This is a genomic window from Buttiauxella sp. BIGb0552 (assembly GCF_004366275.1).
Taxonomy (GTDB): Bacteria; Pseudomonadota; Gammaproteobacteria; order Enterobacterales; family Enterobacteriaceae; genus Buttiauxella; species Buttiauxella gaviniae.
In genome coordinates this window covers 186,017-205,003 of record NZ_SODY01000001.1, presented here as the reverse complement: position 1 = coordinate 205,003, position 18,987 = coordinate 186,017, and the positions used below count along the sequence as shown (strand labels likewise).

Sequence of the window (18,987 nt, the reverse complement as noted above, 5' to 3'; positions counted from 1 at the left end):
CCTGAAGTTCTTTTTTTTATAGCGGGGGATAGTACCGTCCCCCATTACCTTCAGTTTAGAGATTTAGTGCGGTAGTGAATTTCAGTTAACTCTGATTATGCTCATCATAATTCAAGTTACCTTTTTATTGGCGACGTTCAGCTGCGCGAACTAATTAGGGTAAGTACAGCGGGTTGGCTGGGAAAATTGCGCCAATCACGCTTGCTGCAGACGCCCCAGTGACCGAAGGCAAGTTTCCTGGCAGACCTGACATAGTACGATAAGCAAGCCAGGCGAATGCCAGCGCCTCCATATCGTCACCGCTAATTCCGGCCTCATCTGTCGTCGTGACTTCGATACCTGGCAGCAACCCACTCAAACGGGCCATCAACAATGGATTACGGCTTCCACCACCGCATACCATCAGCCGCTCACAACCGCCGCTTAGCAATACTTGCTCTGAAATAGTAACAGCTGTCAGTTCCGTGAGCGTTGCCTGAATATCTTCACCAGCAAGCCCCGGGAATGCGGCTAACTGGCGCTCAAGCCATCCATAATTGAAATACTCACGGCCAGTGCTCTTTGGCGCAGGCATGGCAAAGTATGGATCGCTAAGCATCTGCTGCAATAATGGGAGAATGACTTTGCCGCTGCTCGCCCATTGGGCGTCTTTATCATACGCTTTACCGCGTTGACGCCAGATCCACGCATCAATAAGCATGTTTCCCGGGCCAGTATCAAACCCTCGAACTGGCTGTTCAGGGATAAGCAGAGAGAGATTAGCGATCCCGCCAATATTTAACACCATGCGATGTTCCGAGGGATGCGCCAGCAAAGCATGATGGAACGCAGGCACCAGCGGAGCACCCTGCCCACCCAAAGCCATATCCCGACGGCGGAAATCACCAACCACAGTCACGCCTGTACGCGCAACGATTTGATTGTTATCCCCAATTTGCATGGTATGCGCCGCTTCACCTTGTGGCTCGTGCCAGACGGTTTGCCCGTGGCAGCCAATTGCGGTGATATCTGTATAGGTAAGGCCCTGGTTGTTCATCAATGTCTGAACAGCTTCAGCAAATAATTTACCAAGGCGATTATCAAGTTGGCCGAGCTGAGAAAGGGTTAATGCCTGCCCCTGGCAAATCGCCAGAATGGCATTTTTTATCTCTAAAGGAATGGGATGGCTGTAACTTGCCTGTTGTGCAACAAGATGTTCATCAATCGCGGCCAGAACGACATCAATCCCGTCCAGGCTGGTGCCTGACATCACACCGATATAACGCCCTGATTTCATCTGTTACTCCTTTCGACTTACCAAATTGGGGATAAACTCAACCATAAACTAGCATTCTATGCGATGGTTACTTAATAATTTTTAACAAAAATACTCTATAAATAGGTATTGATGGCGCTATTACATTTATTTATGAATGGTTGATACTCGGTTAAGTGAGGCTTTTCTAATATGAATGCTATTAATAGTCTGAACTTATTTTAAATTCAGCACCTAAATACCATATAATTTAGCCATGAAGGATGCTCAGTTGAGCGTTTCAAGTGTTCAGGAGAGTCACAAATGATTTCACGTATACTGGTAGTCTCGTTAGTTGGGTTAACTCTGGCTGGTTGCGCTAACACCAGCTCACTTTCAGGCGACGTATATAGCGCTTCTGATGCTAAACAAGTACAAAGCGTCACTTATGGTACTTTGGTATCTGCACGCCCGGTTCAGATTCAGGCCGGTAATGATTCAAATGTGATGGGCGCAATTGGTGGCGCTGTGCTGGGTGGTTTCCTGGGTAACACTGTTGGTGGTGGTACAGGTCGTTCACTGGCTACCGCTGCGGGCGCAGTGGCAGGTGGTGTAGCGGGTCAGAGCGTTCAGGGTGCGATGAACAAAACTCAGGGTGTTGAACTGGAAATCCGTAAGGACGATGGCAACACCATTCTGGTCGTTCAGAAACAGGGTGATACCAAATTTACTGTGGGCCAACGTGTAAGACTTGCCAGCAACGGCAGCCAGGTTACCGTTTCGCCAAATTAATTATGAAGGGTGACTTGTTTACAGGTCACCCCTCTTCGCATCTTTGCTAGCCAAATAATCAAAACAGAAAACCTCACCGAATGATGAGGCTTACAATAAAAAACTTATTCTTTCGTCTGCAAATCAACGATATTTTTTTCCAGCCGATTTATCAAATTAAGCAACAGCGTCTGTTCTTCAGCGTTGATACCTAACAAAATTTCCTCGCGCGTTTTCTTGATAACCGTCTCCATCTCATTGATGATAGGCTCAGCACGCTCAGTGAGTTTGATGCGTTTTGCCCTACGATCATTCGCGCAGGTTTGACGAGAAATCAGCCCTTTCTCTTCGAGTTGATCAAGCGTTCTGACCAGTGATGGTTGCTCTATGCCGATCGCTTTGGCCAACTGAATCTGCGACTGCTCGGGCGGCAACTGATGAATATTATGCAGCGTTACCCAATGTGTCTGTGTCAATTCCAGAGGTTTCAGGCGATGGTCAATCAGAGCACGCCAAATGCGCACCAACCGTGCCAGATCTGATCCTAATGGCGATTCCAATTTCATCTCCTTATAATTAGCTTGCTAACTTATTATACTGATTTTAAACTATTGTGCAGGCTTTACTTGAAAAAACAAAATCCTTATTTTTGCTGATGTTATGCAACCAGCTATACTTTTAGTTTACATCTAAGTCTGGGGAAACGGCAGTCTTCCCGCTATTTTAAAGGATTATCTGACGTGAGCTTCAATTTTTTAACATCAGGGCTACCTCTTCAGGACCTGGTGTTTGGCGCTTCTATCTATTTCCCTCCTCTTTTTAAAGCGGTTATCGTCGGCTTTTTTATCTGGTTAATTTTGCATCATCTGCTGCGTGACTGGATGTATTCCGGCGAGATCTGGCATCCAACGTTGATGGATTTGTCATTATTCTCGCTGTCAGTTAGTGCAGCCCTTGTAATTCTGGTGGTGTGGTAAAGCATGAATATGAAAACAATAAAGTACTTTTCCACGCTAGTGATTTTCGCAGCAGCCATAATTGTTGGCTGGCTGTTATGGAATTATTACATGCAATCCCCCTGGACGCGAGACGGGAAAGTCCGGGCGGAGCAAGTCAGCATCACACCGCAAGTGTCCGGAACGATAACTCAGCTGAATATTGAAGATAACCAGTTCGTCAAAGCGGGAACGGTTCTATTCACCATTGATGCAACGCCTTATCACATCGCGCAGCTTAATGCCGAGGCGCAACTCGCTCAGTCTCAGTCCGAACTGTCAAAAGCCAGCAATGAAGCGAATCGCCGCAAAAACCTGCCACGCAACTACATTTCCGCCGAGGATATGGACACGGCAAATATTAATGTCAAAGCCGCGCAAGCTGCCGTAAAAGCCGCTGAAGCTACCGTTGAACAGGCGAAATGGCAGATTTCTCAAACAACAGTTACTGCCCCTGTTGATGGCTGGGTAACCAATCTTTCAACACGTACCGGTAATTATGCGACCTCTGGACAGCCTGTATTTGCGCTGGTCGACAGCCATTCTTTCTATGTTGTGGGTTATTTTGAAGAAACCAAACTGCGCCATATTCAACCCGGTGATCTAGCAGAAATTGTGCTCTATAGCGGGAATGTGCCGTTATCAGGCAAGGTGCAAAGTATTGGCCGCGCCATTTATGACCAAAGTGTTGAAAGCGACAGTGATTTGGTGGCGGATATCAAACCCAATGTGCCGTGGGTGCGCCTTGCTCAGCGCGTGCCGGTGCGCATTCAGCTAAACCAAATCCCACAAGGTATTACGCTGGTTTCCGGTACCACCTGCACCGTTTCAATTAAACACTGAATCTAGCGATGAAACTCTCGTCACTGGCATGGAAAAACACGCCCTGGGGAAAAGCAAACGCCGGGCAATGGCGTTACGCCCTGCGTAATGCCATTGCGATGTGCCTCGCATTAACCATCGCTTACTACCTGGATTTAGATGAACCTTATTGGGCGATGACCTCAGCAGCGGTCGTCAGTTTCCCCACTGTTGGTGGAGTGGTCAGTAAAAGTCTCGGACGAGTCGCCGGTAGCCTGATTGGCGCGATGGCCTCTTTGATTATTGCGGGAAACACACTCAACGACCCCTGGTTGTTTACCTTTGCGATGGCATCCTGGCTCGCACTCTGCACCTGGAGCTCCAGCCATTTTCAGAACAACGTAGCCTATGCTTTTATGCTGGCGGGCTACACCGCTGCGATCATCGCTTTCCCAATGGTCAATACCGTCGAAACAACCCAGCTTTGGGATATCACTCAGGCACGAGTTTGCGAGGTAATAGTCGGGATTTTGTGCGGTGGATTTATGATGATGGTGCTGCCCAGTACTTCAGATGGCACCACCCTTCTTAGTGCGTTGCGAAATATGCATGCACGGTTGTTAGAGCACGCATCAATGTTGTGGAAACCAGAAACCACAGATGCCATTCGAACTGCGCACGAAGGTGTCATTGGGCAGATTCTAACCATGAATCTATTGAGAATTCAGGCGTTCTGGAGCCATTACCGCTTCCGCCGTCAGAATAATTTGCTCAATTATTTAATCCATCAACAATTACGTCTGACCAGCGTAATCTCAAGCCTTCGACGTATGCTAATGAACTGGCCAAATCCTCCGGAAAACCTGTGGCCGGTTCTTGAAGCATTGATTAATGAGCTGGCGCGGGAAGGCACCCATAAATATACCGTTGCCCGACTGTTGCAACAGATTGCCCCTGGGCCCGAAGCTGATTACCGTCATCAGGCATTCTGGCGGCGCCTGCGTTATTTCTGCTGGTTGTATCTGAACAGTAGCCGCTGGTTGCGTGAACTGGAAAATGCCACCCCGGTTTCACAACTCACCCCGCCAAAAACGCCGCCGCTGGCACGTCATACCGATAATACCGAAGCATTGTGGAGCGCGTTACGTACCTTTTGCGTGATAACCGTAACCGGAGCATGGTGTATTAACACTCAATGGGACGCCGGGAGTGGCGCATTGTCGTTGGCGGCGATCAGCTGCGTGCTCTATTCGTCGGTCGCCTCACCGCTTAACTCACTTACGCTACTGATGCGTACCCTGTTATGGCTCTCGTTATTCAGCTTCCTGGTCAAATTTGGCCTGATGGTACAGATCACCGATCTCTGGCAATTCCTGATTTTCTTGTTGCCGCTGCTGGCGACAATGCAACTGCTGAAACTGCAACAACCCAAGTTTGCAGGGCTGTGGGGGCAATTAATTGTTTTCATGGGGTCATTTATCGCCGTCACTAATCCACCGGTTTATGACTTAGCTGATTTCCTCAATGACAATCTGGCAAAAGTCATTGGTGTAGGTCTTTCCTGGGTTGCGTTTTCAGTTCTTCGCCCGGGCTCCGACACACGTAAAGGCCGCCGTCATATTCGTGCCTTGCGGCGCGGTTTTGTCGATCAGTTAAGCCGTAAGCCGCAGCACTCTGAGAACCAGTTCGAATCGCTGGTTTATCACCACATCAGCCAATTGAGTAACAGTAAAGATGAAGTGGCGCGCCGCTGGTTACTGCGCTGGGGGGTGGTATTACTCAATTGTTCTCATGTTGTTTGGCAATTACGAGTATGGGAAACACGTTCCGACCCGCTCTCACAAGTGCGCGATGTGTGTATTCATACCTTAAGGGACGTCATGAGCGAGCGCGGAGTACAACAACGCTCGTTAGCAACCACGTTACAGGAATTACAGCGAATGTCTGAGACGCTCGCACATCATCACAATCCGGCAGCACGCGAGCTTGCGGGAATTATCTGGCGGCTCTACTGCTCACTTTCGCAGCTGGAACAAGCGCCACCTGCCGGTACTCTGGCAGGCGGCCACTGATTTTATTGAATGACACCGCAAGCGTAACGTGCTCCACCACCACCAAGTGGTTTGGGTTGATCGGACATATTATCGCCGTCAACATGCACCATCAGTGCTTTGCCTTTTACTTCATCGAGCGTTTTCAGGCGCGGCGCTGTGACCGGTTCTGTAGCACTTCCATCGTTATCGACCACAAGTACAGGCAAATCACCCAGGTGCCCAACGCCCATCGGCCCCATGTGTTTTCCAGTATGATCAGGATCCAAATGGCCACCAGCGGCCTCTGCAGCTGAAGGTTTGCCAGCTTTCATTGCAGGTTCACAGCTGCCATTGGTGTGAACATGAAAACCATGTTCGCCTGGAGGAAGAGTTCGGAGATCGGGCGCAAAAACCAGCCCTTTGTCGGTTTCGGTGATTTTCACGGTACCAAGAGAGTGGCCAATCCCTTTAGGCGTGACGAGATTCATTTGAACTTCGGTGCTCGCAGCCTGAACAGCCGCACAGCTAAACAGCGTTAAAAAAGCCAGACTTATTCGCTTCATATTAACTCCCGGATTCACGTTCAACCTGTTAAGCATAGGCCAGACAGGTTGAATCCTCCGGGAGATAACTGTTTTTGCGGGTTATGGCACGTCGTAACCCAATGCAGCTTTACGGATACGGAACCACTGCTGGCGACTCATATCCAGGCTTAAGGAGTGAATTGCTGAACGCACGCGTTCGATTTTACCGGAACCGATGATTGGCAAGGGTTTAGACGGCAATCGCATCACCCACGCATATACCACCTGTTCGATAGTTTCCGCGCCGATTTCATTTGCGACGGCTTGCAGCTCATCACGCAGCGGCTGGAACGCTTCGTCGTTAAACAGGCTACCGCCACCCAGACATGACCATGCCATCGGATGTATACGCAACTGTTGGCATTGGTCCAGCGTACCGTCGAGAATAGTAGGCTGATGGACCGGCGAGATTTCTACCTGATTGGTCGCAAGCGTGAATGGCAAACGCGATTGCAACAAAGCAAACTGCGCAGGGGTAAAGTTTGACACGCCAAAGTGACGCACTTTTCCACTCTGATGCAGCGAAGTGAAGGCTTCTGCAACTTCATCAGCATCCATCAAAGGATCAGGGCGGTGAATCAACAGAAGGTCGAGGTAATCTGTTGCCAGGTTCTCGAGCGATTTTTCAGTCTGGCTGATAATGTGTGATTTATCGGTAATGTAGTGACCCAGTGCGTGTCCTGGGTTTGCCGTGGTAGCAATACCGCACTTGGTGACAATTTCCATTTTGGACCGCAGATGCGGTGCCAGACGCATCGCTTCGCCAAATGCAGCTTCACACTGGTAACCGCCATAAATATCGGCGTGATCAGCGGTAGTAATCCCTAAGTCGACATGCTCTTCAATAAAGCTGGCTAGCTGTGGCGCGGACATGTTCCACTCCATCAAACGCCAATACCCCATGACCAGGCGTGAAAATTCCGGGCCCTGCGGGGAAATCGTAATGCGCTGTACCATAAAGCCTGTCCTCAGTAGTAAACGAATTCTGCGACTGAGTATAACGGCATCAAGGAATTAAAAAAGTGAGGGTTGTTGGGGTTCTTCAGGGGGAATGGTCTTGTTTGCTCGCAATTTACGCACTAACCGCTGGCGGCATAACCGCAGCACTTCTTGTTTTTGCCCATCGCTTAATTGCTGCCACTGAAATCGTTCATCACGGCTACGCATGCAGCCGCGGCAAAAACCGCGTTCATCTGACTGGCAGATCCCACGGCACGGGCTTTGAATTGGGAAAAATTCTAACTGTTCAGACACCCTCACACCTCTTTCGTCGCATTGCTTCAATTGAAGCCCGACAAATAAAATGTTGCAAGCGGTGCGGTAAATATTCTTAATGCTTGTCCCGCAAACAAAGATATGAATGAATTTTTGAAACTAAGGTTCACCTAATCTTTATTCATTAGTCTGTACGCATTCTTTATGATCTTTTATGGCTGTTATGGAATCCCTGAAAAAGTTACAGTGTAACGATTCTAAATTTAATATTTGCTGTGCACTCTTCTTCACATTAATCAATTTCTTGTTCATAAAACGCACCTGGGAAATCATTGCTCCAGTTTCATTCCATAGCTGGCTCTTCGCAATTTCTGTACCGGTGGTGCTGTTCAGCGCCTGGTTAACTATTTTCAGCATGATAAACCTGCCGTGGTTGCGTAAACCTGTGCTGGTAATACTGATAATTGGCTGTGCTGCCAGTAACTATTTTATGTACACCTACGGAGCCGTCATCGACAAAAACATGATGACGAACGTTTTTGAAACCGACTCCCAGGAAGCCGTATCACTGATTACTCCGCAGTTGCTTATTTGGCTCAGCATTGCGGGCATCGTGCCTGCACTCATCCTGGCATCAATCAAAATCAAACCTTCACGTTGGTGGTATACCCTCCTGACTCGGTTGGTAGGCGTTTTGGCTGGGTTGTTGATTATTATTCTTGTCGCATCCGTATTTTATAAAGACTACGCCTCACTGTTCCGTAACAACAAAGGCGTGGTAAAAATGGTGACACCTGCCAACTACATTAGTGCGATAAGCCGCTACAGCTTGACCCGCTGGTTTGCCGGCGATCAAACGCTGGTAAAAATTGGTGAAGATGCGAAAAAAGGCACGTTGATTAGCCAACAGAAAAAGAAAACTGTAGTTGTCTTTGTTGTTGGAGAAGCCTCGCGCGCTGAAAACTATTCACTGAATGGTTACACCCGTGATACCAATCCTGAACTGAAAAAACGCGACGTTATTTATTTCCCTAACGCATCGTCTTGCGGTACTGAAACGGCTATATCCGTTCCATGCATGTTCTCTAATATGCCACGCAAAAATTACGATGCATCGTTGGCTCGTCACCAGGAAGGGTTGCTTGATGTCATGGCACATGCAGGTATCAATCTGCTATGGCGTGATAATGATGGCGGCTGTAAAGGAGCTTGTGACCGTATCCCGCATACCGATATGACACAGTGGAATTTAGACGCGTTGTGCAAAGACAAATCCTGTTGGGATGACGCGATTCTACATCGCTTCGGTAACGTGCTGGATGGTTTGCAGCAAGACTCCGTCATTGTATTGCATCTGATGGGTAGCCATGGTCCGGCCTACTATCGCCGCTATCCGGATAAATTCCGCAAGTTCACACCAACGTGTGACAGTAACCAGATTCAGGATTGCGATCGCCAGTCGCTCATCAATACCTATGACAACACCATTTTGTACACCGATGATATTGTTAGCCGCACCATCGATGAACTGAACGCACATGGCGACAAATTCAATACCGCACTGGTCTATCTTTCTGACCACGGTGAATCGCTGGGTGAAAACGGTATTTATCTGCACGGCACGCCCTATATGCTGGCACCTTCGCAGCAAACGCACATTCCGTTCCTATTCTGGCTATCGAAAGATTACCAACAAAATTTTGCCGTCAATGCTGATTGCCTGGCAAAGAAAGCGGCTGCTGAACAAGTTTCTCAGGATAATATTTTCTCAACGCTGCTGGGAATGATGGATATTAAAACCTCAGAATATCAATCTAATATGGATATTCTTGCCACATGCCGTAAAGCTTGACTCTTCATGCGGCAGGAAAATCTGCCGCCTGAGCCTTGCCTTAGACCGACTGGTCTATTACAGTATTCCCCATGAACAGACATCCTGAACATGACACTCGTGAACACCTCCTTGCTACCGGCGAGCAGCTTTGTCTGCAACGCGGGTTTACTGGCATGGGATTGAGCGAGCTGTTAAGCACAGCTGAAGTACCGAAAGGCTCGTTTTATCATTACTTTCGGTCAAAAGAAGCGTTTGGCGTGGCGATGCTTGAGCGTTACTACACTGCTTATAACCTGCGTTTACAGCAGCACTTTTCCCACGATAACGGTAACTATCGAGAAAAGTTGCTGGCCTGGTACCAGGAAACGGTGACATGGTTTTGCCAGCACGGCAGCTTGATCAGTTGTTTAACGGTAAAGCTTTCGGCTGAAGTGTGTGATCTTTCAGAAGATATGCGAGCGGCTTTGAACAAAGGTGCCGCAAAAATTGTCTCCCAGATTGCAGATGCACTGGAAAAAGGTGATGCCGAATCAAGCCTGAAATTAACCGGCTCAGCGTTAAGCCAGGCCCAGGTAATTTATGCTCTGTGGCTAGGAGCAAGTCTTCAGGCGAAGATTTCACGTAGCGCGGTACCGCTAGAATGCGCCCTCGCCCACGTAACTCAATTATTAGCGGAGCCTGTCTCCTGACAGGCTTTTATTTAATTCAGTATTTTTTATTTAATCAAACACTAGACGACCGGTCTATTAGAGGTGTTTTATATGTCAGCAGATAAATTATTCACTCCACTGAAAGTCGGCGCGATTACCACGCCTAACCGTATCTTTATGGCGCCATTAACCCGCCTGCGTAGCATTGTACCTGGCGATATTCCAACGCCATTGATGGGTGAGTATTACCGTCAGCGTGCAAGTTCTGGGTTAATTATCAGCGAAGCAACGCAAATTTCGGCGCAAGCTAAAGGTTATGAAGGCGCTCCAGGTTTGCATAGCGATGAGCAAATCGCAGCATGGAAGAAAATTACCGCAGGCGTTCACGCCGTGGACGGTCGTATAGCGGTACAACTGTGGCATACCGGCCGTATTTCTCACACCAGTATTCAGCCAGGCCAGCAGGCACCGGTTGCGCCATCTGCAATTTCTGCCGGAACGCGCACCTCATTACGTGATGAAAATGGCCATGCCATTCGCGTCGACACCTCAATGCCACGTGCTCTTGAGCTTAATGAAATCCCTGGTATTGTGAATGACTTCCGCCAGGCTGTAGGTAATGCACGCGATGCCGGCTTTGATATGGTCGAATTACACTCTGCACACGGTTACCTGCTGCACCAGTTCCTGTCACCAACATCCAACCATCGTACTGATGAATACGGTGGCAGCCGCGAAAACCGCGCACGTCTGGTATTAGAAGTGGTTGATGCTGCAAGTAAAGAGTGGAGTGCCGATCGCATTGGTATTCGTGTCTCGCCAATTGGTTCTTTCCAGAATGTCGATAACGGCCCGGATGAAGAAGCCGATGCACTGTATCTGATTGAAGAATTGAACAAACGTGGCATTGCCTATCTGCACATGTCTGAACCAGACTGGGCTGGCGGTCAACCTTATACCGAAGAATTCCGTCAGAAAGTACGTGAGCGCTTTAACGGTGTGATCATCGGTGCCGGTGCCTACACGCCAGAAAAAGCCGAAACATTAATCGAGAAAGGCCTAATCGACGCAGTAGCCTTTGGCCGTGACTATATCGCTAACCCGGATTTGGTTGAACGCCTGCATCACAATGCAGAACTCAACGCCCAGCGCCCTGAAACCTTCTATGGTGGTGGCGCAGAAGGTTATACCGATTACCCGACTTTATAGACCCCTCTCATTGATAGCGGCGCTAGTTCGCCGCTATACTTACCTTACATTTAGAAATTAACCCTTTAATTTTACCCAAATAATTCGGGTTGTAAGTAGGTTGTACAACTTGAAGAATGATGAGGAAAAGAGGATTTTATGCGCTTACTTCACACCATGCTACGTGTCGGCGATCTGCAACGCTCCATCGAATTTTACACTAACGTGCTGGGCATGACTCTGCTGCGTACCAGTGAAAACCCTGAATACAAATACTCTCTGGCGTTCGTTGGTTATGGCCCGGAAACCGAAGAAGCGGTTATCGAACTGACCTATAACTGGGGCACCGATAGCTACGATTTAGGCAATGCTTATGGTCACATCGCGCTGAGCGTTGATGATGCGGCTGAAGCCTGTGAACGTATTCGTAAAAACGGCGGCAATGTCACCCGTGAAGCTGGCCCGGTAAAAGGCGGCTCCACCGTTATCGCTTTTGTTGAAGATCCTGACGGCTACAAAATTGAGCTGATCGAAAGCAAAGACGCAGGTAAAGGCTTGGGTAATTAATATCCTGTTACGGGTGCTCTCTGCGCCCGTTAGCTTCCCTTGTTAAAATTTGCCATAATACGCGCTGCTTTTTCCCCGTATTAAGAGATCCTGATGTCTGACAACACGCAACTGCATAGCCTGTGCGACCGTTTTCGTGGTTTTTATCCGGTAGTAATTGATGTTGAAACCGCCGGGTTTAATGCTAAAACCGATGCTTTACTTGAAGTCGCAGCCATCACGTTAAAGATGGATCAAGACGGCTGGTTATCGATTGACGAAACCCTGCATTTCCATGTTGAACCTTTTGAAGGCGCAATTCTTCAACCTGAAGCGCTGGCCTTTAATGGTATCGACCCGCATAACCCGTTGCGTGGTGCAGTGAGTGAATATGACGCGCTGCACGCCATTTTTAAAATGGTGCGCAAAGGCATTAAAGACAGCGGTTGTAACCGCGCGATCATGGTCGCCCATAATGCGACATTCGATCACAGCTTTATGATGGCAGCGGCAGAACGTGCTTCTTTAAAACGTAACCCGTTCCATCCATTTGTGACCTTTGACACTGCTGCACTTAGCGGGTTGGCTCTCGGCCAGACGGTACTCGCTAAAGCGTGTATTGCCGCTGGTATGCCATTTGACAGCAGCCAGGCGCACTCGGCTCTATATGATACTGAGCAAACCGCCGAGCTTTTTTGCGAAATCGTTAACCGTTGGAAACGACTCGGTGGCTGGCCACTCCCCTTACCGGCTGAGCCAGAATCCGAAGCATAAAAAAAGCGACCTTAACAGGTCGCTTTTTATTTCACTCCAGGTCTGACTCCAGTTGCAAATTACTCTGCGTCTGGCTCTTCAGATTTATGCTTGGCAGCAGATTCTTTAATCAGTGCCTGCAACTCGCCACGCTGATACATCTCAATAATGATGTCGCAGCCGCCAACCAATTCACCATCAACCCACAGCTGCGGGAAAGTAGGCCAGTTAGCGTATTTTGGCAGCTCAGCACGGATGTCTGGATTCTGTAAAATATCAACGTACGCGAAACGCTCACCACAAGCGGATAGCGCCTGCACAGCCTGGGCGGAGAAGCCACAGCTAGGCAGTTTCGGAGAACCTTTCATATAAAGAAGAATTGGGTTCTCAGTAATCTGTTGTTGGATTTTTTCAATAGTGCTCATTGCTTGCTTCCTCAAACCAAGTGCTGGCATTAGTCTGCCATTGTAGCGATTGACGCCCTCTCCAGAAAACACCATTTTTTATAGGGCTTTTCTGTCATACGCGATGGAGGGACAACATGTATCAAGAATAACACTTTTCCCGCCACTGAAAATCAGCAAATGACCCTAAGCCTGATCAATAAATAGCCTTGCAACCATTAGTTTGGTTAATTTTTTTGCGTCCGGTAACGAAACAGCAAGACGAATAGTAAAAGGTTATTAACTTTATCGTGCTTAATAGATTAGAATCGGCGGGTTTCGCAAAATCATACACGGGCATGATGGTTTTTCTCATGCATTCATTTTCACCAGGGGATTGTCGAGTGGCGCGGATAACAAAAATTTCTATCACGCTCTGTGCTCTGCTATTTACCTTGCCGTATACACCATTGACGCATGCGTCTGAGCACGCTCGTCCCGTGGCTGCGCAAAAAGCGCACGTTGTTAAAAGCACAACGAAGAGCACAGAAAAAAGCAGTAAGAGTAAAACCACTACCACCAGCAAAAAAAGCACCACCTCAGTCAAAACAGCCAGCAAGAAAAAAGAAACAACTGCCGCAAAAAGTAAAACCGCCCAAAATGCCAGCAGCGCTAAAACAAAGAATCTTGCAAAAAACTCCCGCAATAAAACCTCTAAGCTCGCAAAAGTCCAGCCTGTTACTTTCACCGAAAAATGCAGCAAGCCGCGTAAAGGCCATAAAGCGCATTGTGTAAAAGTTAAATCAGAGCAGCCAACGACGATTGCTGCGGCGCATAAAGTCCGTGTGCAAAAAGCACAAAAAACGGCAATGAACAAATTGATGGGCCAGATAGGCAAACCGTATCGTTGGGGTGGCACCTCGCCGGTTACCGGTTTCGATTGCAGCGGTCTGGTTTACTACGCATACAAAGATTTAGTGAAGTTCCGTATTCCTCGTACCGCTAACGAGATGTATCACCTGCGTGATGCCTCATCTGTAGATCGTGGGGAGCTTGAAACTGGTGATTTGGTCTTCTTCCGCACCCAAGGTCGGGGCACCGCTGACCATGTTGGCGTGTACGTGGGCAACGGTAAATTTATTCAGTCACCGCGTACCGGACAAGATATCCAGATAACCTCACTAAGCGAAGACTACTGGCAGCGCCACTATGTCGGTGCCAAACGCGTTATGACCCCTAAAACAATTCGTTAAACTCTATTTATCGAAAACCTGCGCCTGCCCTTCCCTGGGCAGGTGAGTTCCCTCTTTTGCTTATCCTTTCAATTTGTTACCCTAAACCCGCACTAAAAGTGATGTTTAACAATAGATACCCAAAATAATTCGAGTTGCATCGCAGCCAACAAAGATGCAGCTCGAAGTATGAAGGGTAATAAGGAGTCAGCAATGTCGTTCGAACTACCTGCACTACCATATGCAAAAGATGCTTTAGCACCGCATATCTCCGCCGAAACTCTGGAATACCATTACGGTAAACACCATCAAACCTATGTCACTAACCTGAACAATCTGGTTAAGGGCACTGCGTTTGAAGGTAAAAATCTCGAAGAGATCGTTCGTACTTCCGAAGGCGGCGTGTTTAACAACGCAGCACAGGTTTGGAACCACACCTTCTACTGGAATTGCCTGGCACCAAATGCTGGCGGTGAACCAACTGGAGAGCTTCTGGAAGCCATTAATAAGTCGTTTGGTAGCTTTGCTGAGTTTAAACAGCAGTTCACTGATGCAGCTATTAAAAACTTTGGCGCTGGCTGGACCTGGCTTGTCAAACAAGAAGATGGCGCTCTGGCGATTGTCTCTACCTCAAACGCGGGTACCCCACTAACAACAGCGGCAACACCGTTATTGACTGTGGATGTGTGGGAACATGCGTACTACATCGACTACCGCAATGCTCGTGCTGGCTATCTTGAGCATTTCTGGGCGTTGGTGAACTGGGAGTTTGTTGCTAAGAATCTGGCAGCATAAAACCTAAAATATATGGGCCGCGATTGCGGCCCATTTTAATCAGAGCGATGTATCAGTGCAGTACGGCGGTTAACGCGCCACACACAATCAGTGCCAAAACAACAACCGTGGTCATGATTGAAAATTTCAGATCGGTACTCATTAGCAAACTCCTTTTATTACCCTACAATCGGTGTGTCGGCTTGATTTTCCCACAATCAGACATAAAAATCCCCCTGGTTTTAACCTGATATCGCTTTTCCCTCTTTCACTTTTCTCCTGGATAGGCCAAAATCCCACGCTAATTTATTGCGTACCATCTACTCAACGCCCTCCTCCCGTTTTATGTCGCAATCCCGGCATACCTGCAACCTTAACGTTGCCTCAGGAGTTGGCGTACGCAAACGTTTAACACATTGGTTATCAGGGGTTTACGATATGGCCCGGAGTGAAATTTAATGGCGACAATCAAGGACGTAGCGAAGCTCGCAAACGTTTCCACCACAACCGTATCACATGTGATTAACAAGACCCGTTTTGTGGCGGAAGAAACACGTAACGCGGTCTGGGCGGCAATCAAACAATTGCACTATTCGCCGAGCGCCGTCGCGCGTAGCTTGAAAGTTAATCACACCAAAACGATTGGTTTGCTAGCCACTTCTAGCGAAGCACCCTATTTTGCCGAGATAATCGAAGCTGTCGAAAATAGCTGCTTTGAAAAAGGCTACACCCTGATTTTGGGTAATGCGCACAATAATTTCGAAAAACAGCGCGCCTATTTATCCATGATGGCGCAAAAGCGCGTCGATGGGCTGCTGGTGATGTGCTCTGAATATCCGGAATCATTACTGACTATGCTTGAAGAGTATCGTCACATCCCAATGGTTGTGATGGACTGGGGCGAAGCCCGCGCAGATTTCACCGACTCCGTTGTCGATAATGCCTTCCACGGTGGCTATCTGGCTGGACGTTATTTGATTGAACGTGGTCACCGCGAAATTGGTGCAATCCCTGGCCAAATGGAGCGTAATACCGGTGGCGGCCGCCATGCTGGTTTTATGAAGGCGCTGGAAGAAGCTGGGATCGCTATTCCTGAGAACTGGATTGTGCAAGGTGACTTTGAACCTGAGTCAGGCTACCGCGCCATGCAGCAGATTATCGGTCAGTCTCAGCGCCCTACCGCAGTATTCTGCGGCGGCGACATTATGGCGATGGGCGCAATTTGTGCTGCTGATGAAATGGGTTTACGCGTACCGCAGGATATTTCCATTATCGGTTATGACAACGTGCGTAACGCTCGTTATTTCACACCGGCATTGACCACCATTCACCAGCCGAAGGACTCGCTGGGTGAAACAGCTTTCAATATGCTGCTGGATAGAATCGTCAATAAACGCGAAGAGTCGCAATCAATTGAAGTACATCCGCGCCTGATTGAACGCCGTTCTGTGGCTGATGGCCCATTCCGCGATTACCGCCGCTAAAATAGTCAATGGAGCCTGTCTAAGCAGGCTCCTGCAACCACTCCTGATTCATCGTCTCACTATCCCCTAAATACTCCAGCAGCCAGGCCAGAGCTGGCGAAGCATCATTTTGCCGCCATGTCAGGCAACATGCCGCGTCCGGGAACGGGTTATCGAGCGTCAGCTCACTCCACTGCCCTGAAGCCAACCACGGCTTTGCTATATGCAATGGCACCATACCAATACATAAACCCGCGCTAAGACAATCAGAGCCAGATTCCCAGTCTGGAACCACAACTCGACGCTGGTTATCCAAAAGCCAGGTAATACGCTTCGGTAGCGAACGGGAGGTATCTTCCAGTACTAACGACGGCCAGGCTCGCAGATCATCATCACTTAAGGTTCCGCCCTGCTGTGCCAGTGGGTGATTTGATGACACCACACAGCGCCAACTCAACGTCCCCATATCGCGGAACGCATAACGCCCCCCGACAGGAATAGCTTGTGTCGCACCAATCGCGACTTCAACTCGCCCATCAGCCAGCGCATCCCACACGCCGTTAAACACTTCCTGGAATATACGCAGTTCGATATCCGGAAAATGACGATAAAAATCCAACACCAACTGACGCGTTCGTTCAGGTTTAACGATGTTATCAACTGCGATAGCCAGGTGCCCGCGCCATCCATTTGCGATCTGTTGACACTGCTGCCGTGTCGTCATCATTTTTTTGATAACAGAGCGGCCTTCTTTCAGGAAAAAGACGCCTGCGGGGGTTAATTCAACATCCCGATGGCGACGTTCGAATAACGGAACCGCTAACCAATCTTCAAGTTGCCGTACCGTATAGCTGATAGCTGACGGAACGCGGTGCAGCTCTTGTGCTGCACCACTGAAGCTGCCATTGCGCGCTACCGCATCTATCACTTCCAGCGAATATTCTGACCACATTTCTCTGCTCACAAAATTTTTGAACGCAACCTACAAATATTAGCGTTTCACAAGCCTATTTGCACTCCGTACACTCTCGCGGCGATCAACCTGCAAGATAAAACAAGAGAAAATTATGCAACCATCAAAAGGATTTCTTATCTGGCTGGCTGGATTAAGTGTTCTGGGCTTCCTTGCCACAGACATGTATCTGCCTGCTTTCGCTGCCATTCAGCAAGATTTACAGACCGATGCCTCCGCCGTTAGTGCGAGCCTGAGCCTGTTCCTTGCGGGCTTTGCGTTTGCCCAGTTAATGTGGGGGCCGCTGTCAGACCATTTCGGACGTAAACCAGTTTTGCTGGCCGGTCTGAGTCTGTTCGCCGTCGGTTGTATTGGAATGTTGTGGGTAGAAAGTGCCACCGCTCTGCTGGTCCTGCGCTTCGTTCAGGCCGTTGGTGTTTGTTCTGCCGCGGTAAGCTGGCAGGCACTGGTGACCGATTACTACCCGGCAAACCGCGCAAATCGTATTTTTGCAACGATTATGCCGCTGGTTGGTCTGTCTCCTGCACTGGCTCCACTTTTGGGTAGCTGGATTTTGACCCACTTTGACTGGCAGGCGATTTTCGCCACACTGTTTGCCATCACGCTGGTGCTGATGATCCCAACTCTGCGTCTGAAACCACGTACCCAGCATCACCCGCAAACAGAAGACAATAAAGTCAGCTTTATGTCGTTACTGCGCTCTCGTGTATATAGCGGCAACGTGTTGATTTACGCAGCTTGCTCTGCCAGCTTCTTTGCCTGGCTGACCGGTTCTCCGTTTATTCTGAACGATATGGGTTACAGCCCGGCGGCAATTGGCCTGAGCTATGTGCCGCAAACTATCGCCTTCCTGATTGGTGGTTATGGCTGCCGTAGCGCACTGCAAAAATGGCAAGGCAAGCAAATGCTGCCGTGGTTGCTTGCGTTATATACGGTGAGTGTTTTCGGCACCTGGGCGGTATCGATAAGTGGACACGCGAACCTGACCATGCTGCTCATCCCATTCTGTATCATGGCGATTGCCAACGGGGCGATTTACCCAATCGTTGTTGCTTCTGCACTGTTGCCTTTCCCACAAGCCACAGGTAAAGCCGCTGCGCTGCAAAACACGCTGCAATTGGGCCTGTGCTTCCTGGCAAGTTTGATGGTGTCATGGTTGGTCGCTACTCCACTGCTGACAACCACCAGTGTCATGCTGGTAACAATTGTTCTGGCCATGCTGGGTTATCTGCTTCAGCGTCATAAAAATGCCGAAGTCTGGCAACCGGCTGAATCAGATGCACATTAAGATTAAAATTGCTCAACCTCAACATGGTTAGCTTGCTAAGAATATGTGATTGAATCACCGCTTAAGCGAGCCTATACTCATAAACGGCTCAACAAATAACACCATAATAATCACATTAAAACGGGAGCCTTTTGGCTCCCGTTTTTGTTTTACAGCTGTTTTTTGGGGCGCCAAGCCCCCTTTCTCTGTTCTACGTCGGATATCAGGCACACGGAATTTTCCGTGACATTTCTCACATGCCCAAAATAGCGTCTACGCTGTTTTAAGGTT

21 protein-coding genes are annotated in these 18,987 nt (G+C 48.6%); 13 read left to right on the top strand and 8 right to left on the bottom strand.

Going from position 1 to position 18,987, the window contains the following annotated elements:
• Positions 1-154 precede the first annotated feature (154 nt).
• The gene (anmK, locus tag EDF88_RS00945; RefSeq protein WP_134182285.1) at positions 155-1,276 is read right to left on the bottom strand and encodes an anhydro-N-acetylmuramic acid kinase; all 1,122 of its coding nucleotides are present in this window, start codon (positions 1,274-1,276) and stop codon (positions 155-157) included.
• Between the two features lie 282 nt (positions 1,277-1,558).
• Between anmK and slyB the strand changes: the two genes are divergently transcribed.
• The gene (gene slyB, locus EDF88_RS00940; RefSeq protein WP_064511755.1) at positions 1,559-2,026 is read left to right on the top strand and encodes an outer membrane lipoprotein SlyB; all 468 of its coding nucleotides are present in this window, start codon (positions 1,559-1,561) and stop codon (positions 2,024-2,026) included.
• A gap of 104 nt (positions 2,027-2,130) precedes the next feature.
• On the opposite strand, the gene slyA is transcribed toward slyB, so the two are convergent.
• Entirely contained in the window at positions 2,131-2,571 is a 441-nt protein-coding gene (gene slyA, locus EDF88_RS00935) for a transcriptional regulator SlyA (protein ID WP_034455381.1), read from the bottom strand.
• Positions 2,572-2,745: 174 nt separating this feature from the next.
• Between slyA and EDF88_RS00930 the strand changes: the two genes are divergently transcribed.
• From EDF88_RS00930 to EDF88_RS00920, 3 genes are read left to right on the top strand one after another with little or no spacing between them, the layout of a single operon-like run.
• Positions 2,746-2,982 (top strand): DUF1656 domain-containing protein, encoded by a 237-nt coding sequence (locus tag EDF88_RS00930; RefSeq protein WP_034455380.1) that lies wholly within the window; start codon positions 2,746-2,748, stop codon positions 2,980-2,982.
• Positions 2,983-2,985: 3 nt separating this feature from the next.
• Positions 2,986-3,843 (top strand): HlyD family secretion protein, encoded by an 858-nt coding sequence (locus EDF88_RS00925; protein WP_134182283.1) that lies wholly within the window; start codon positions 2,986-2,988, stop codon positions 3,841-3,843.
• Between the two features lie 8 nt (positions 3,844-3,851).
• Positions 3,852-5,873, top strand: coding sequence for an FUSC family protein (locus EDF88_RS00920; protein ID WP_134182281.1), 2,022 nt, complete (start codon positions 3,852-3,854; stop codon positions 5,871-5,873).
• Positions 5,874-5,875: 2 nt separating this feature from the next.
• Here EDF88_RS00920 and sodC read toward each other — a convergent pair whose 3' ends face one another.
• The 3 genes from sodC to EDF88_RS00905 all read right to left on the bottom strand — a co-directional run bounded on the left by sodC (position 5,876) and on the right by EDF88_RS00905 (position 7,672).
• A complete protein-coding gene (sodC, locus tag EDF88_RS00915) occupies positions 5,876-6,397 on the bottom strand; it encodes a superoxide dismutase [Cu-Zn] SodC (protein WP_064511759.1) in 522 nt (173 codons plus the stop codon).
• A gap of 81 nt (positions 6,398-6,478) precedes the next feature.
• Positions 6,479-7,375 carry an aldo/keto reductase family oxidoreductase gene (locus EDF88_RS00910; protein WP_034455376.1) on the bottom strand — a complete coding sequence of 299 codons (897 nt, stop codon included), beginning with the start codon at positions 7,373-7,375 and terminating at the stop codon, positions 6,479-6,481.
• A gap of 57 nt (positions 7,376-7,432) precedes the next feature.
• Positions 7,433-7,672 carry a DUF1289 domain-containing protein gene (locus tag EDF88_RS00905; protein WP_064511760.1) on the bottom strand — a complete coding sequence of 80 codons (240 nt, stop codon included), beginning with the start codon at positions 7,670-7,672 and terminating at the stop codon, positions 7,433-7,435.
• 184 nt (positions 7,673-7,856) lie between these two features.
• On the opposite strand from EDF88_RS00905, the gene eptA reads away from it, so the two are divergent.
• The 5 genes from eptA to rnt all read left to right on the top strand — a co-directional run bounded on the left by eptA (position 7,857) and on the right by rnt (position 12,625).
• Positions 7,857-9,485 carry a phosphoethanolamine transferase EptA gene (gene eptA / locus EDF88_RS00900; protein ID WP_134183214.1) on the top strand — a complete coding sequence of 543 codons (1,629 nt, stop codon included), beginning with the start codon at positions 7,857-7,859 and terminating at the stop codon, positions 9,483-9,485.
• Positions 9,486-9,556: 71 nt separating this feature from the next.
• Positions 9,557-10,156, top strand: a complete 600-nt coding sequence (locus EDF88_RS00895; RefSeq protein ID WP_134182279.1) for a TetR/AcrR family transcriptional regulator — start codon at positions 9,557-9,559, stop codon at positions 10,154-10,156.
• A gap of 72 nt (positions 10,157-10,228) precedes the next feature.
• On the top strand, positions 10,229-11,326 hold the full coding sequence (locus EDF88_RS00890) for an alkene reductase (protein ID WP_134182277.1): 1,098 nt from the start codon (positions 10,229-10,231) through the stop codon (positions 11,324-11,326).
• Between the two features lie 138 nt (positions 11,327-11,464).
• Complete coding sequence (gene gloA, locus EDF88_RS00885) at positions 11,465-11,872, top strand: lactoylglutathione lyase (protein WP_064511763.1); 408 nt, start codon at positions 11,465-11,467, stop codon at positions 11,870-11,872.
• Between the two features lie 93 nt (positions 11,873-11,965).
• A complete protein-coding gene (gene rnt / locus EDF88_RS00880; RefSeq protein ID WP_064511764.1) occupies positions 11,966-12,625 on the top strand; it encodes a ribonuclease T in 660 nt (219 codons plus the stop codon).
• 59 nt (positions 12,626-12,684) lie between these two features.
• Here the strand turns inward: rnt and EDF88_RS00875 are convergent, their stop codons facing one another.
• The gene (locus tag EDF88_RS00875; RefSeq protein WP_064511765.1) at positions 12,685-13,029 is read right to left on the bottom strand and encodes a Grx4 family monothiol glutaredoxin; all 345 of its coding nucleotides are present in this window, start codon (positions 13,027-13,029) and stop codon (positions 12,685-12,687) included.
• Positions 13,030-13,391: 362 nt separating this feature from the next.
• Between EDF88_RS00875 and EDF88_RS00870 the strand changes: the two genes are divergently transcribed.
• On the top strand, positions 13,392-14,240 hold the full coding sequence (locus EDF88_RS00870; protein ID WP_064511766.1) for a C40 family peptidase: 849 nt from the start codon (positions 13,392-13,394) through the stop codon (positions 14,238-14,240).
• A 192-nt stretch (positions 14,241-14,432) separates the two neighbouring features.
• A complete protein-coding gene (gene sodB, locus EDF88_RS00865) occupies positions 14,433-15,014 on the top strand; it encodes a superoxide dismutase [Fe] (RefSeq protein WP_064511767.1) in 582 nt (193 codons plus the stop codon).
• A gap of 52 nt (positions 15,015-15,066) precedes the next feature.
• Here the strand turns inward: sodB and EDF88_RS00860 are convergent, their stop codons facing one another.
• Positions 15,067-15,156, bottom strand: a complete 90-nt coding sequence (locus EDF88_RS00860) for a YnhF family membrane protein (protein WP_034455366.1) — start codon at positions 15,154-15,156, stop codon at positions 15,067-15,069.
• A 295-nt stretch (positions 15,157-15,451) separates the two neighbouring features.
• On the opposite strand from EDF88_RS00860, the gene purR reads away from it, so the two are divergent.
• Entirely contained in the window at positions 15,452-16,477 is a 1,026-nt protein-coding gene (gene purR / locus EDF88_RS00855) for an HTH-type transcriptional repressor PurR (RefSeq protein WP_064511768.1), read from the top strand.
• A 19-nt stretch (positions 16,478-16,496) separates the two neighbouring features.
• Here the strand turns inward: purR and punR are convergent, their stop codons facing one another.
• A complete protein-coding gene (gene punR, locus EDF88_RS00850; protein WP_064511769.1) occupies positions 16,497-17,408 on the bottom strand; it encodes a DNA-binding transcriptional activator PunR in 912 nt (303 codons plus the stop codon).
• Positions 17,409-17,523: 115 nt separating this feature from the next.
• On the opposite strand from punR, the gene punC reads away from it, so the two are divergent.
• Complete coding sequence (gene punC, locus EDF88_RS00845; protein ID WP_134182275.1) at positions 17,524-18,717, top strand: purine nucleoside transporter PunC; 1,194 nt, start codon at positions 17,524-17,526, stop codon at positions 18,715-18,717.
• The last annotated feature ends 270 nt before the right edge of the window (positions 18,718-18,987 follow it).

Excerpts from the sequence above, each read along its gene's own strand:
- EDF88_RS00925 (WP_134182283.1), top strand. The coding sequence starts at position 2,986 with ATGAATATGAAAACAATAAAGTACTTTTCCACGCTAGTGATTTTCGCA.
- punC (WP_134182275.1), top strand. The coding sequence starts at position 17,524 with ATGCAACCATCAAAAGGATTTCTTATCTGGCTGGCTGGATTAAGTGTT.
- punR (WP_064511769.1), bottom strand. The coding sequence starts at position 17,408 with ATGTGGTCAGAATATTCGCTGGAAGTGATAGATGCGGTAGCGCGCAAT.
- slyB (WP_064511755.1), top strand. The coding sequence starts at position 1,559 with ATGATTTCACGTATACTGGTAGTCTCGTTAGTTGGGTTAACTCTGGCT.
- sodB (WP_064511767.1), top strand. The coding sequence starts at position 14,433 with ATGTCGTTCGAACTACCTGCACTACCATATGCAAAAGATGCTTTAGCA.
- EDF88_RS00920 (WP_134182281.1), top strand. The coding sequence starts at position 3,852 with ATGAAACTCTCGTCACTGGCATGGAAAAACACGCCCTGGGGAAAAGCA.
- EDF88_RS00860 (WP_034455366.1), bottom strand. The coding sequence starts at position 15,156 with ATGAGTACCGATCTGAAATTTTCAATCATGACCACGGTTGTTGTTTTG.
- anmK (WP_134182285.1), bottom strand. The coding sequence starts at position 1,276 with ATGAAATCAGGGCGTTATATCGGTGTGATGTCAGGCACCAGCCTGGAC.
- sodC (WP_064511759.1), bottom strand. The coding sequence starts at position 6,397 with ATGAAGCGAATAAGTCTGGCTTTTTTAACGCTGTTTAGCTGTGCGGCT.
- rnt (WP_064511764.1), top strand. The coding sequence starts at position 11,966 with ATGTCTGACAACACGCAACTGCATAGCCTGTGCGACCGTTTTCGTGGT.
- eptA (WP_134183214.1), top strand. The coding sequence starts at position 7,857 with ATGGAATCCCTGAAAAAGTTACAGTGTAACGATTCTAAATTTAATATT.
- EDF88_RS00895 (WP_134182279.1), top strand. The coding sequence starts at position 9,557 with ATGAACAGACATCCTGAACATGACACTCGTGAACACCTCCTTGCTACC.
- gloA (WP_064511763.1), top strand. The coding sequence starts at position 11,465 with ATGCGCTTACTTCACACCATGCTACGTGTCGGCGATCTGCAACGCTCC.
- slyA (WP_034455381.1), bottom strand. The coding sequence starts at position 2,571 with ATGAAATTGGAATCGCCATTAGGATCAGATCTGGCACGGTTGGTGCGC.
- purR (WP_064511768.1), top strand. The coding sequence starts at position 15,452 with ATGGCGACAATCAAGGACGTAGCGAAGCTCGCAAACGTTTCCACCACA.
- EDF88_RS00875 (WP_064511765.1), bottom strand. The coding sequence starts at position 13,029 with ATGAGCACTATTGAAAAAATCCAACAACAGATTACTGAGAACCCAATT.
- EDF88_RS00890 (WP_134182277.1), top strand. The coding sequence starts at position 10,229 with ATGTCAGCAGATAAATTATTCACTCCACTGAAAGTCGGCGCGATTACC.
- EDF88_RS00910 (WP_034455376.1), bottom strand. The coding sequence starts at position 7,375 with ATGGTACAGCGCATTACGATTTCCCCGCAGGGCCCGGAATTTTCACGC.